Origin of the sequence: Fibrobacter sp. UBA3718 (genome assembly GCF_002371935.1) — a bacterium.
GTDB lineage: Bacteria > Fibrobacterota > Fibrobacteria > Fibrobacterales > Fibrobacteraceae > Fibrobacter.
Window position 1 is genome coordinate 247,806 of sequence record NZ_DFHR01000024.1, and the last position, 13,809, is coordinate 261,614.

At 55.9% G+C, this 13,809-nt stretch carries 10 protein-coding genes; 9 read left to right on the top strand and 1 reads right to left on the bottom strand.

Annotated features, from left to right (window positions below; genetic code table 11):
* Positions 1-60 precede the first annotated feature (60 nt).
* A complete protein-coding gene (locus B4A77_RS11560) occupies positions 61-1,056 on the bottom strand; it encodes a tryptophan--tRNA ligase (protein ID WP_290732060.1) in 996 nt (331 codons plus the stop codon).
* Between the two features lie 70 nt (positions 1,057-1,126).
* On the opposite strand from B4A77_RS11560, the gene B4A77_RS11565 reads away from it, so the two are divergent.
* The 9 genes from B4A77_RS11565 (at position 1,127) to B4A77_RS11605 (ending at position 13,705) form a co-directional block, all read left to right on the top strand.
* The gene (locus tag B4A77_RS11565; protein ID WP_290740866.1) at positions 1,127-2,284 is read left to right on the top strand and encodes a ribonuclease D; all 1,158 of its coding nucleotides are present in this window, start codon (positions 1,127-1,129) and stop codon (positions 2,282-2,284) included.
* A gap of 3 nt (positions 2,285-2,287) precedes the next feature.
* Positions 2,288-2,878 carry a 5-formyltetrahydrofolate cyclo-ligase gene (locus tag B4A77_RS11570; protein ID WP_290734981.1) on the top strand — a complete coding sequence of 197 codons (591 nt, stop codon included), beginning with the start codon at positions 2,288-2,290 and terminating at the stop codon, positions 2,876-2,878.
* A gap of 34 nt (positions 2,879-2,912) precedes the next feature.
* Positions 2,913-3,875 (top strand): TrmH family RNA methyltransferase, encoded by a 963-nt coding sequence (locus tag B4A77_RS11575; RefSeq protein ID WP_173364835.1) that lies wholly within the window; start codon positions 2,913-2,915, stop codon positions 3,873-3,875.
* A 39-nt stretch (positions 3,876-3,914) separates the two neighbouring features.
* The gene (locus B4A77_RS11580; protein ID WP_290734983.1) at positions 3,915-5,660 is read left to right on the top strand and encodes an AAA family ATPase; all 1,746 of its coding nucleotides are present in this window, start codon (positions 3,915-3,917) and stop codon (positions 5,658-5,660) included.
* A 54-nt stretch (positions 5,661-5,714) separates the two neighbouring features.
* Positions 5,715-7,058, top strand: a complete 1,344-nt coding sequence (locus B4A77_RS11585) for a hypothetical protein (RefSeq protein ID WP_290732069.1) — start codon at positions 5,715-5,717, stop codon at positions 7,056-7,058.
* A 48-nt stretch (positions 7,059-7,106) separates the two neighbouring features.
* Positions 7,107-8,291 (top strand): LysM peptidoglycan-binding domain-containing protein, encoded by a 1,185-nt coding sequence (locus B4A77_RS11590; RefSeq protein ID WP_173364832.1) that lies wholly within the window; start codon positions 7,107-7,109, stop codon positions 8,289-8,291.
* A gap of 128 nt (positions 8,292-8,419) precedes the next feature.
* Complete coding sequence (locus tag B4A77_RS11595; protein WP_173382596.1) at positions 8,420-10,459, top strand: sensor histidine kinase; 2,040 nt, start codon at positions 8,420-8,422, stop codon at positions 10,457-10,459.
* Position 10,460: 1 nt separating this feature from the next.
* Entirely contained in the window at positions 10,461-11,168 is a 708-nt protein-coding gene (locus B4A77_RS11600; protein WP_173382595.1) for a response regulator transcription factor, read from the top strand.
* A 5-nt stretch (positions 11,169-11,173) separates the two neighbouring features.
* On the top strand, positions 11,174-13,705 hold the full coding sequence (locus B4A77_RS11605; RefSeq protein ID WP_290734989.1) for a PQQ-binding-like beta-propeller repeat protein: 2,532 nt from the start codon (positions 11,174-11,176) through the stop codon (positions 13,703-13,705).
* Positions 13,706-13,809: the final 104 nt, after the last annotated feature.

Consider the following 13,809-nt stretch of genomic DNA (forward strand, 5'->3'; position numbering starts at 1 on the left):
AAAACCCAGTAGCCGATGCAACTGGGTCAAATGGGATTCTGGCAATCTTGTTTATCTTGATTAGTATGTGCCCAACAGGGAACGCACCTTCTCCATCATCGCCTTCGACTTCACGCGGGCCTTCTCCTTGCCGTATGCGAGAATCTTGTCTATTTCTTCGGTGTGGTTAAGCAGGTAGAAGTACTTTTCGCGGGCAGCACCCAAGTGTTCTTCGAGAACGTTCTGGAGTTCCTGCTTCGCGTGTCCCCAGCCCATGCCACCGGCGCGGTAGCGGGCGGCGAGCGCCTCGGTCTGTTCCGGCGTGGCGAAGAGTTTGTACAACTTAAACACGTTGCAGGTATCCGGATCCTTGGGTTCTTCGATACCCTGAGAGTTCGTGACAATCTTGCCGATTTTCTTCTTCAAGGCCTTGCTTTCAAGGAAGATGTCGATGACGTTGTCGTAAGACTTGCTCATCTTGCGACCGTCGAGACCCGGGATAATACCGGTCGTTTCCTGGAACACGGGTTCGGGAATGGTGAAAACGTCCTGCCCAAAATGTTTGTTGAACTTGATGGCGATATCGCGGGCAAATTCCACGTGCTGTTTCTGGTCCTTGCCCACGGGCACGATGTCGGCGCTGAACATCAAAATGTCGGCGTCCATGAGGCACGGGTAGCAATAGAGGCCCATGTTCACGTTCGCATCAGGATCTTCACCGGCGGCGTTGTTCGCCTCGACCTTCGCCTTGTAGGCGTGGGCACGGTTCATGAAACCCTTCGGCGTAAAGCAGCTGAGCGCCCAGCTGAGTTCAAAAATTTCAGGAATGTCACTCTGCTTGTAGAACAGGCCTTCTTCCGGGTTCAGGCCAAGGGCAAGCCAGGTCGCCGCAATCTTGTAGATATTCGCACGCATTTCGGCACCGTTCTGCACGGTAGTGAGAGCGTGGTAGTCCGCAATGAAGTAGACCGTATCGTAGGTCTTCGAAAGTTCAAGAGCGGGGCGGATTGCACCGAGATAGTTACCCAGGTGAGGTGTGCCGGTGGGCTTGATGCCCGTAAGGGATATCTTTTTCATGGGCGCAAATATAGCAAGATTTACGGGGCGGTCTAAAACGGCAAGCGTTATTTATTTAAATTTAAAGAAAATGATGCAGAACGAAAAATACATCCTGGTCGACAGCGAAGAAGGCCTCGCGAACCTTATCGCGGACCTCGAACTCTACGATATGGCTGCCGTGGATACCGAGGCCGATTCCATGCACCATTATCTTGCAAGGCTCTGCCTCATCCAGATTACGATTGGCGAACACCACTATATCGTCGACCCGCTCTGTGCCGTCGATATTTCACCGATTTTTTCGACACGGGCCATGCAAACGGTCATCTTCCACGGGGCCGACTACGACCTGCGGCTCCTGTGGCAGACCTACAAGTTTTCACCCAAAAGCATTTTCGATACCATGCTTGCGGCCAAGTTCCTGGGCGAAGAACACCTGGGGCTTGCAGACCTCGTCCGGAAATTTTTCGGTGACGAACTCAAAAAGGAAAACCAGCGCGCCGACTGGACCATTCGCCCACTCCCGCTCGAAATGTGCGAATACGCCATCCACGACACCTTCTACCTGCACGAACTGTGCGCCATCCTTTCCGAAAAGCTCATCGCCGCAGGGCGCTACGGCTGGCTCATGGAACAGGGACGCGTTCTCATCGAGCACGCGAAGAACCCGGGAGAAAAGACGAACGACCCCTGGCGCATTTCCGGTTCCAACATTTTTCCACCCTGCGGGCTCAACATTCTCAAGTTTCTTTGGGAATGGCGCGAAAAGCAAGCCGAAGCCATGGACCGCCCACCCTACAAGGTGATGCCCGCCGAACTCATGCTCGCCATAGTGCGCGCGGCCCAAGCGCATTTCCCGAACGTGAAGGTAGAACAGCTTCCAAAGCTTCCGCGAAACTTCAGGGACGAGCGTCTCGATTCCTTCAAGGAAATGCTGCAACAGGCCGTTTCCACCCCCAAAAGCGAATGGCCCGAACGCAAGCCCAAGGCTCCGCCTCCACCAGTAATCCCCCACTCGGAACTCCTAGCCGCCCTCAAGATATGGCGCGACGAGGAAGCCGAAATCCTACACCTCGACCCCTCGCTCCTGGCAAACAAAGGGCAGCTCATCTGGCTTGCCGCGCCCGGCAACATGGCCTGGGAAGAACGGTATAGCGAAGCCCACCTCATGTCGTGGCAAAAGGACCTCTGGAACGGGATTCTCCGGAAGAAACTCCCGACAGCAAAACGCATAGGCGAGGATTAGGCCATGTCCCTTCTACCGGCAATCGCACTCGCCATCCTCGTGATGCTCGTATTCGGCAGTAGCCCCATCGTCGACCTCGTCCTCAAGAAACGGCGCGAAAAGAACGGCGACGACGTCATCAAGGAACCCTGGGTGCAGATTCACGAGATTCCGGGCTACAGGGACTCGCACCACATTGCCGCGTTCTACCCGCTCAAGGGAGAGCCCAACCTCTTGCCCATTATCGAGGAACTCGCACGCGAAGGCAGGCTCCTGCTCCCGCGCTGCGAAGGCGAGGGCATCATGAATTTCTACAAGGTCGCGAACCTGAAAAAGGATCTCGTTCCCGGGCACTTCGGCATCATGGAACCGCGGGAAGGTCTCGAAAAGTTCGAAGGCGAAATCCGCGTCTTCCTCGTACCGGGAGTAAAGTTCAACTGGAACGGCAACCGCATCGGCCACGGCAAGGGCTACTACGACCGTTTCCTCGCAAAATACCCGGGCGCCTACAAGGCGGGAATCGCGACCCCGGCACAGATTTCCAAGGAACCGCTGGAACAAAAGGCGACCGACATCAAGATGGATACCGTCATCGCCTGCAAGCCAAGGTACTAGACAATACTCAATAGTTTTTCAACGGAGCAACAGAATGCAATTTGACAATGACGACAATCGTCGCGGTCCCGGCAGCGACCGCAAACCCGGTTTCGGACGCCGCTTCGACAACCGCAAGTTCGGCAACCGCGATTTTGAAAGCCGCAGTTTCGGCAGCCGCGATTTCAAAGGCAATGATTTCAGGAGCCGTGACTTCGACCGCAGGCCCCGTCCCGAAAACATCGTCACCGCCATGGGGGACGCCGAATCGCAGCCGCAGGTCGCCGTCGGCGGGATCAGGGAAGTCTCCGAGCTTCTCGCCAAGGAGCCCTTGCGCATTCACCGCATCCTCTTCATGCACCAGTCCGGGAACCCCAAGCTCTACGAACTCCAGAAGGCCGCAAAACGCGCTCACGTCCACGTGCAGCAGGTTGACTCGAAAATTCTCGACAGCTACGCAAGGCCGAACCAGGGCGTCGTCGCGCTCATGAACGAAAAGGAACTGCTGAACTGGATGGATGTCCGCGAGGAATTTTTCAATGCGGTAGACAAGGGCGAAAAGAAACTCATCGCCGTCGCGACCAACATCGAAGACCCGCGAAACCTCGGCGCCTGCATCCGTAGCTGCCTCGCCCTGGGAGTCGACCTTTTCATGATTCCGGCAAAAGGCATGTGCGGAATCACCCCGAGTGTCGCGAGGGCATCGGCGGGAGCACTCGACAAAATGCGCGTCTGCCGCCCCGACAACCTGGAAGGCGCCATCGAAGAACTGAAAATGGCCGGCTATCAGATTCTCGGTCTCGACGCCGACACCGAAACAAACCTCGCCGGGTTCGAATTCAAGGACCAGGCGGTCATCGCCGTAGGCGGTGAAGACGTCGGACTTCCGCCTTTCATCAAGAAGAAATGCGACGCCGTCCTCCGCATCCCGATGATGCCCGAAGCCCACTCCTACAACGCATCCGTAGCTCTCTCCCTCGGACTCTACGAATGTGCGAGACTCCGCATTAAGGCCTAAATAAATTTATCTTGGAATAAAAACGGAAGAGAGGTCCGTATGGAAAGCGCAAGAAAAGTCATCAACCAGTTCCTCAAGACAAAATACAGTCCCGCCGAACTGAAAAGCGAACTCTTCAAGGTTGGCGAAGCCGCCAAGGAAGAAGGCTGGACCTTCATGGACGCAAGCTTCCAGCTCGGAGGCAAGGCCCGTGACGACGGCATGGAACCCGACGAGGTTGAGCAGATCCTCCGCAGGGCATTCTCTACCGAAAAGCGCTCCACCGACCGTAGCGAGGAAAAGGCCGCCGCTGCGGCTGCTGCTCCCGCAGCACCGGGCGAAGCCCCGGCGACAACAGTCGCCCCGCAGCGCGCAACAATCATATCGCCAATGCCTGCCGGCATGATCTCGATGGAGCAGATGCTTGCGCTCGGCCTCGACACGCAGTCCATGGAACTGCTGCAGAACTTCAAGATCGACCCCGAGGCTCTTTCCATCCCCTGGCCCGCCGCCGACTGGCGCAAGGACCTCGCGAAACTCCTCGAAGTCACCTTCGAAAACGACGAGACCATCGACTTCAAGATTTCCGACACGCCGACCGCCACTTCCGAACTCGTCTCGAACATCGTCGACCGCGACGACACTATCAAGAAAATCATGAAGAGCCTGGACAGCCAGGAAGGCGCGCTCATCTGCGTGAACGCGACCAAGGGCGGAGCCGACGCAAGCGACGAAAGCTGGCGCTACCGCTACGCCGTCGTCGACAACCCGAAGATGTCCCTTGCAAAGCAGCTCGCCTACTACAAGGCATTGAACCTCCCCTGCGCCGCCCTCGTGAACACGGGTGCGAACTCCGTACAGGCCTGGATCAAGATTGGCGCGAACGACCGCGAAGAATACGACGAGCGCATCGAGTTCCTTTTCAAGACGCTCGACTCCCAAGGCTTCAAGGTAGATTCCGCGAACAAGAGCCCCACCATGATGGCCCGCATGCCGGGCGTGCTGCGCGGTGGCAAGCAGCAGTATCTCATCGGCCTCGAACAGGGGGCGAAGAACTTCAAGGAATGGCAGGAATGGGTCGAGTACTCCCTCGACGGAAAACCTCTCATCGAACTCGCGAGCGACAGCGAAGAGGCGCCCAAGAAAGATGCGAGCATCATCGAGAACATGCTGCGCGCAGGCGAATTCTTCCTCTTCCAGGCACCGCCCAAGAGCGGGAAGTCGCTTGCCCTGATGGACATGGGGCTTTCTATTTGTTACGGAGAAGACTGGTTCGGAAGTTCCACTTCTTCGAACGACGTGCTCTTTATCAACTTCGAGCTCACCAAGTCCGTATTCCTGAACCGCCTCCACATGCTCGGCAACAAGCGCGGGCTCAGCGCCAACACGCCCAAATTCGGCTTCCTCAACCTCCGCGGCGTAGCGCTTTCACCCATCGAGACGGCCCAGCTTATCGCGAAGCGCATTCAGGGAGCAAAGAAGCTCGAAAACCACGACTACCGCGTCGTCGTCATCGACCCCATATCGGCAGTGCTCCACAATCCGAAATCCATGAGGCTGACCGGGTCTCCGCACCAGATTCTCATGCAGATGGTCGACACGATTATCGCCCTTACCGGATGTGCCGTGGTCACCGCCTGCAACAACGGAGAATACCCCTACCTGGAATCCCGCGCCGACAGCGTCATCTCGCTCACGCCGGTCGAAGGCGGCCTCAACCTGTTCCAGATTAACGGTTCGTTCCGCGAGTTCCCGAAGATGCTCGCACGCGAATGTTCCTGGATCTATCCGCGATTCCTCGTGTAGCATACAACAATTCCGAATAATTCGAAGATTCTAAAGTATCAAGAGCCCTAACCGATGTTCGAAAAAAACGAAAGAAAATTTTCCACAGGACGCGCCCCGAAAAAGCTTGTAGCAGGCAAGTTCCATACAGGTTCTTCCAAGCCGTCCCGTACAAAGGAACAGCCCGTAGCACAGGCAAGGCCTATCCGCCGTGCGCTGACACTCGACGAGAAGAAGCAACAGCTTACGGCTTGGGCCGAGAACGAAAAAATCCCCGGCAAGATTCAGGCCTGGTTCACCAAGGATGCGCAAAGCGACCATTCGGACTGGAGGATCCTGAACAAGCTTGTGGACGGGCACGAATCCATTTCTCTGGAGTCTCCCGCGAAGGACATGCCCGCACCCGAGTGTGTCCAGAAAATTCTGGAGCAGCTCCACAAGGAACACCTTCGCCCCTTCAAGAGAGCCCTCCGTCAAATCTGGTTCCGGGCGACCGGGGACGGCCGTTTCGCCATGCTGATCCAGGCCAACCTCCACGGCAGCACCACCGCCCACGCGAGCAAGACCTTCCTCGAGTTCGTCGAAAGATTCCATCCCGAAATCATCAGCTGCCACCAGCTCCGCTGCACACCGAATTACCTATTCGACCCGACCAAGCCTCTCAACATGCGCGTCGAGGCGAAGGCCGTCTTCGGAAGCGACTTCATGCCCCTTTCCAGCACGGGACTTTCAATGCACGTCCTCGACTGGGCCCCGAAAATCAAGGATACCTGGCTGGAATTCCCACAGAGAATCCGCGACGCCATCCACCCCGCCCCCGGGGACAAGTTCTTCGAGTTCTTCAGCGGTTCCAGTTTCGTTTCGGCAAGCCTCTCTAACGATTTCGAACGCATCGACGCCCTTGACTGTCGCGAAACAGCCATGCTTTCTACAAAGCACAACGCGCGCACCCTCCTCGAAGACAACCTGAGATTCCACAGGGCGCACCTGGAACCGGCTTTCCTAGAAAAATTCTTCTCCAAGGACGAGAACGAAGGCCGCTGGACGTTCTACCTGAATACCGGGAGCGACACGACCTTCAACGCCGAGCTCGCCCAGGCCATCGCCTCGTCCCGCCCCGAACGAATCCTCCTGCAGACATCCGACCTCGAAAACGCGGCGAAAGAAATCAAGCGGTTCCGTGACAAGGGCTACATGCTGCGCAAAACAATTCCCCTGGATCTCGAACCCGGGACCGCCGGATTCGAGCTCCTGATGCTGTTCGTCCCCGACCGGGCAGGCCTTTTGGGCGGTTTCGGGGCCAAAAAGGCCGGAAAACGCCCCGTCCAGCGCCCCGTCGAACGCGTTACGCCCCAAAATAGGGGCGATATTCCCCATTTTGTCCAAAAAAGTTCTCCCCGCAGGCAAAGAAAAGATTAAATTATTATTAGTTAACTCGTTTTCATTCAAAGGGTTACAAGGTTCTATATGAATTTTTTCAAGTGTGCGACAATCTCCCTCGGCCTTTCGGCCCTGATCGCCTCCGCCTACGTTGTAAAGGAGGGCGACACCCTTTGGGACCTGAGCGACGAATACCTACACGACCCGTTCGCCTGGCCCGACCTCTGGGAAAACAACCGCCACATCCAGGACCCGCACTGGATCTACCCCGGTGACTCCATCTACCTGGGAGACAGCATCCGCGAAGAAGGCGTCATGCAGATTCCTTCCGACAAGAAGAAGTATCCCTGCAGCGCGGCACTTCCCGATTCCGCCCTCCCCAAGGGCAAGGGCTATTCTGTCGAGAGCGCCGGTTGCGACGAAAAGGACGAACGCACCGGCGAATTCGAGAACATGCTCGGGAACCTCCGCGACAAGGACAAGAAGCAGAAAAAGAAAAAGCAGGAAGCCGACACCTATTTCTACAAGCAGCGTTCGGCTCCCAAGATTTTCAACGGCTACTACCAGATACTCGCCCCCGAAGTCTACACCATCGACTCCCTGAGGAACGACAGCAGCTTCTTCTCCATCCGCTCCGGCGAAAAGAAGGAACCCATCCTCCACATTCCCGAAATGGAAGTCGTTGTCGGCATCGGCAAGAAGAACATGCCGGGCCTCAAGAAGGGTGACCTCGTCGAAATTCTCGAAGCAAAGCCCATCGAAGTAGCAAGCAAGCAGTCGCACAGCTTCGACAAGTTCGCACTGCTCCGGCTTTCGGGCATCGCAAAGATTACCGCCATCGGCGACACTCTTTCGCGCGCCATGATTATGCAGAGCTTCCGTGAGATCAAGATCAACATTTCCAAGGCCCGCCTCAAGAAGCCGCTCAACACCATCAACGTCAGCGGCTACTCCGACGAAAAGCAGGTCACCATCGATTCCATGGCCCAGATCCGCTATGCGATGGACCCGATGCTCATCATCGGCAGCTACTCCTACGTGCTCATCGACAAGGGCATCGAACAGGGCTACAACACCGGCGATGCCGTGGCCATCTGGGAAGAAGACAACTCCGACGACTCCATTCCGCCGCGTCTGCTCGGACGCGGGCTCATCGCCAGGGCCGCACCGAACGAAGCCGCCGTCCTCATCCGCGAGGTCTATTCCAACAATCGTCGCATCGAGATGGGGCACAGGGTTTCCATCACCCATAGGGCAAACATAGTCAAGTGACAAAGGCGCTATTCATCACGGCCGCTCTGGCCCTCACCTTGATGATGCTGCTCATGGCGAGCAGCGTGCTCGTCCTGCTGTGTCCGGGCATCTCCGCCAGCCTCCCCCTGTAGGAAGGGGGAATGGCGATGCACTTTTCCAAAGGCAACCTGGTCCTCATCCTCCTGTTCGTGGGCGGAATCATCCTGCCTACGGCAATACTTACGTTCCTCGGGTTCAGGAACATCCAGAACGAGATGTTCCTTGCGCAAAAGAACTTCGACGAGAACCAGGCCGCGCTCCAGAAGGAAATAGAAGACGCCGTCGAGAAAGAACAAGAAAAGATATATCAGGAAACAAAGGCCGCCTCCATCTTCCTCTACGAGCAACCGCGAAGCCTGCTCGAATTCGGTAACGCGGCATCCTTCAAGGATGTGCAAGGCATCGAGGCCATCTTCCTCTACAACAACGGGAAGCTCGTCTATCCCGACATCTCGTCGAAGCACTTCTACAAGACTCACGATTTTTCTTCCATAGTCGCAAGCATAAACGAGCAGCGGCTCTTCGAAGCCGAACAGGACACCACCAGCCGGGAAGTTCTCCTCCATAGGCTCATCAAGGCGAATTCACCTTTCGCCACCAAGAACGAGCAGGTACTGAACATCCTCGGAATCGTGCGCCTCTGCTACAAGGAAAAGAACTACGATGAAGCGCTCAAGTGGCTAAGGGTACTCGAAAACAATCCGCACCTGCAGGGCTACCTGCACGCGGACCTCACCCGCTCGGTGAACCTGCTGCACTTCGAAATCCTCGTCAAGCAAAAGAAACACGCCGAGGCCGAGGAATACAGCCTCTCCGTACTGAATCAGTTCTTACAGAGCGAAAGCATCGAGGACATTCCTTCTGCCAAATTCTTCTTCGAGACCGCATTCTCGCAAATTCTTTCCTTTGAAGACCTTCCGCAAGAAAAACGCGAGGCGTTCTGGAACCTCCGGTCAAACTTCAACCGGCAGCTGGGGTACATGGAAATTCTTTCCAAGTACAGGAACCTCTTCCAGGAACTTCTGGACAACGAGTATGCTTCCAGCGAAGGCATTCTCTACCGCAACGATTCCGAAATCACCTTATTTAAAATGAACTACCCCTTCCTGTCCGGGAACCAGGTCGTCATCGCCAAAATCGACCGAGACGCCTTCAGGGCGAGACTTATAGACAAAGTAAAGAACATTTCCCAGCGCTGGAAAAACGTTCCCTTCTCCATCATCGACGAAAACGATTCCCTACTCGCAGGCGCTATTCCGGACAGTTCTAACATACTCTCGCAATCCCGCATTTCCGAAGCTTTCCCATGGGAATTCTCGCTCTACGAGAAGGACGTCTCGGAAATACGCAAGGAATCACGCCAGAGGATGTTCCTCATGTACGGGCTCCTCCTGTTCTCGCTCATTACCGTCATCTTCGGCTCGTTCTTCATGCTGCGTTTTATTATCCAAGAACACAAGCTCCTTGCCATGAAGACGAACTTCCTCTCCAGCGTCTCGCACGAGCTCAAGACCCCGCTCACTTCCATCAAGATGTTTGCAGAAATGATGGCGCGAGGGCGCGTCGTGAAAGTCGAAAAGGTCCAGGAATATTCCGGGCTCATCGGCAAGGAAGCCTCCAGACTCGAGAACCTAATCGGAGCCATTCTCAACTACACGCGCATGGAACATGGCACGGGAGCGTTCAAGTGGGAGCGGCTCGACTTTTCCGTGTGCGCGAAAAAGGTATTCGATGCCGTCGAAGACATCGGGGTCGAAAAGGGGCTCGAATTCCACACAAAGTTCGAGCCGGGCGCCTACGTCATGGGCGACTACACGGCACTCTACAGCCTAGCCCAGAACCTCATCGAAAACGCAATCAAGTACACGAACGCACCCGGCGAGGTGACCATCAGCGTCTACAACGAAGAGGACCGCACCGTATTCTCGGTTGCCGATACGGGTGTCGGCATTGCCTCCTCGGAACAAAAAAACATCTTCAACGACTTCTACCGCGTGGGAGACGAAATGACCCGCAGCACCAAGGGTTCCGGACTCGGGCTTGCCATCGTGAAGAGAGTCGTCAAAACACACAAAGCGACCATCTCGCTTTCGAGCAAACCCGGCAAGGGTTCTACATTTACCGTTAGATTCAAGAGGGTTGACTGATATGCAGCACAAAATACTCATCGTCGAAGACGAAGAAATCATCCGCCTCGGGCTCCAGGACAACTTTGAACTGGAAAACTACATCGTCGAGACCGCGGCCGACGGCGAAGAAGCCATCGCGAAGGCAGATTCCTTTCTCCCGCACCTGGTCATCCTCGACCTCATGATTCCGAAGAAAAGCGGCTTCGAAGTCTGCCGAGTCATCCGCAAGAAGCATCCGGAATGCTTCATCATCATGCTCACGGCAAAGACTGAAGAAACAAGCAAGGTCGCCGGTCTCGAAATGGGAGCCGACGACTACGTCACCAAGCCGTTCTCCATCCTCGAACTGCTCGCCCGCGTAAAGGCGTTCCTCCGCCGCACCGAGACGGTCTCCCAGCCCGAACCCGCGCCGCAGACAAGCGATGCCATCGATTTCGCAGACATCCACCTCGACTTCAAGAAATACGAGGCAACCAAGGCGGGAATCCCGCTCGAAATGTCGGCGCGCGAATTCCAGATTCTAAAATACTTCTGGCAGCACCGTGGAGAAGTCGTACTCCGCGAAGACCTGCTCACCGACATCTGGGGATACACTCCCGACAACATGCCCTCGACGCGCACCATCGACAACCACATCGTGAACCTGCGCAAGAAACTCGAGGACGACCAGACCAATCCCAAGATCATCGTTTCCATCCGTGGAGCCGGCTACAAGTTCGACGCCTAACAGCAATGCATAGCACGATTCTACATACGACGGCCCGCACGGCCCTGAAGCAAGGACTCCTGAAAGTCCTCGCTTTCCTCTGCGTATGCAGCGTCTGCGCCCATGCCGAAAAGATGAACGCCTCCATCCAGGAGGCCATCTACCGCTTCGAGATGAAGGGCGAAACGGCAGAAGCCATCCGCATCCTCGAAAAAGTCACAAGCCAAGGCGACCGCGAAGACCGAGAAACGGCCTACTTCTACCTAGGGAAAATCCGGGAACTCTTCGACAACCAGAATTCGGCAAACTTCTACTACCAGCAAAGCCTTGCCAATACGAAAGAGACCAGCAAGGCCTACTGGCTTTCCGAGCGAGAGGCGAGCACCAGCAGCACCCCCGAAGCGCTCCTGAAAAAGTCCTGGACCCTCCACAGCCCTATCGCGAAGGCCTTCCGCGGAACATCCACCTACCTGCTCCTGCAAAACGGATCCGTCAAGAAGGTCGTGAACGACACGATTATCGATGTCCGCGTGGGGTCAATCGCAAGAACCAGGATTCTCCATATTGACGATTCCGGGATATGGTACCAGAACGAAAGCGGGGACAGCCTTCTCTACAGGCCGCTAAGCAACAAGCTCCCGTCGAGGGCCTATCCCATCGCCGGCAATATCGAATTCTATTCGAACGGAGACGAAGCGATTGTCCAAAACGAAAACGCAGTCACCCTGCTCAACAAGAAGGGCATCTCGTTACAGATTAACGACAAGTACAGAGGCTGCCATATCGAGGGGCGCTACTCCCCCACGAGCCACTACATCTTGAACTGTCCCGACAACGCCCTCCACTTCATTTCCGATATCGACGGCGCCGAGACCTACACCATATCCCTCTACGACGCCATCCAGAAAGTCCTAGTCCAAGGCAACGACATCGTCCTTTTCTCCGGCGGGATTCTCTATTGCTTCGAACCCAAGGCGGGCCCAATCCCCCGATGGAAGCTCCCCTTCAACAACATTGAACAGATCCTCCCCTTCGAAAACAACTTCGCAGTACTCGAAGCCTCCGGAAGGATTTCCCTGATAGAGCATTCCAGCGGCATCCTGAAAAACGTCATCCGCAGCGACGCCGCAAGCATCTACCCCCTCGCCCAGGGAACCATCGGGCTATTTACCAACGAAGGTTCGCTCACGGCCGTCGACACGCTTCTAATCCCGCTGTGGCATTTCAACTTTGCAAGGCCCATCTCGGCCCCGCCCATCCACACCGACGAATCCATATTCCTTGTTTTCAAGGATACGCAGCTGCAAGGCATCGCCCCACACTACTACGGCAAGCGCCCCCTGCAATCGGACCTGCTTACCCTGAAGGTCGCCGCCATGGCCGAAGCCCGAGCCTGGAAGGAACTCACGCCGTTGCTCGATTCCCTGCTCAAGCTGGAACCCGGCAATGCCGAAGCCTGGCTCTACAGGGCGCTTCTGCTCGAATCCAGCAAGGGAAGCGAAAAGGAGCGCCAGAAAGCCTGGTCCGAAGCCGTCCGCCTTTCCATCAGTTCTTCGCGCACGAGTTCCCTCGTGCTGGACCGCTACAGCAAGACCATCAACGCGAAGTTCGTGAGCCTTCTCGCCATTTCGCCAAAGACAATCTACCCGCAGTTCTTCGGAAACAAGAAAAACCTCTACACAGTCGATCCTGCCGCCGAGAAGCTCATCTGCATCAACGCCGAAACCGGTGAACAGCGCTGGTCCAGGACCCTCGAGAAGATGACGAACAGCCCCGTCATGGCCAATGACGACGTTTCGCTTGCGCTTTCTTCCGGATACAACCTGAGTCTCTACGACCTCGAAAAGGATGTGCCCCCGCAATCGTTCCAGCTACCTGGGAAGGCTTTCAGCATCCAGCTATCGCCCTCCTCCATCTACGTTTCCACTTGGAACGGGTTCCTTCTCAAAATCAACCGCTCCGAATATCGCCTCGCCTGGTCCAGAAAGATCTTCACGTCGCCGTTCCTGTTCGCCCTGCACGACGCATCCATCTACACGGCAAGTCTCGATGGCGACATCCGCTACGTCGTCGAAAATTCGGGGCAGCCTCTCGAAATCGCCCCCAAGCGCGCCGGCAGCATCTCGTTCCTAGTCCAGGCAGATTCAGCCGTCGCGGTCGCCACCGACAACAACAGGATATTCCTCTACAGCGCATCCGATCCTGCGCGCGAGCCTGCACAGATCCTTCTGGAAGCGTCCATCGTCTCGCTCCAGTCTACAGGCGGCCACGACAACAACATCCTCGTGGGGCTTGCGGACCAGAGCATCCTCCTCTATTCGCCCTCCGGCAGCCCGCTCTGGAAATACCAGGGTAGGAGCTCCGTATTCACCAAGCCATTCATATCCGGATCGCTTGCCTGGATAGACCAGGGCAGCGAAGTCATCGCGCTCTCCCTCAAGGACGGGACGGTCGCCCATCGCTTCAACACCCCTGGCGGCGCAGGGACTCCGTTCGTCATGAACAGGACACTCTACAGCGCCTCACCCAAGCGACTTCTCTACAGCTTTTCCCTGTGACGGGCGTCACATTTTGAAAAATAAAGGCAACATTTCGATTTTTGCCCATTTTATTCCATTTTAGAAGACCTGTAAATAAAATTTAATGGCAAAAAAACAAAAAT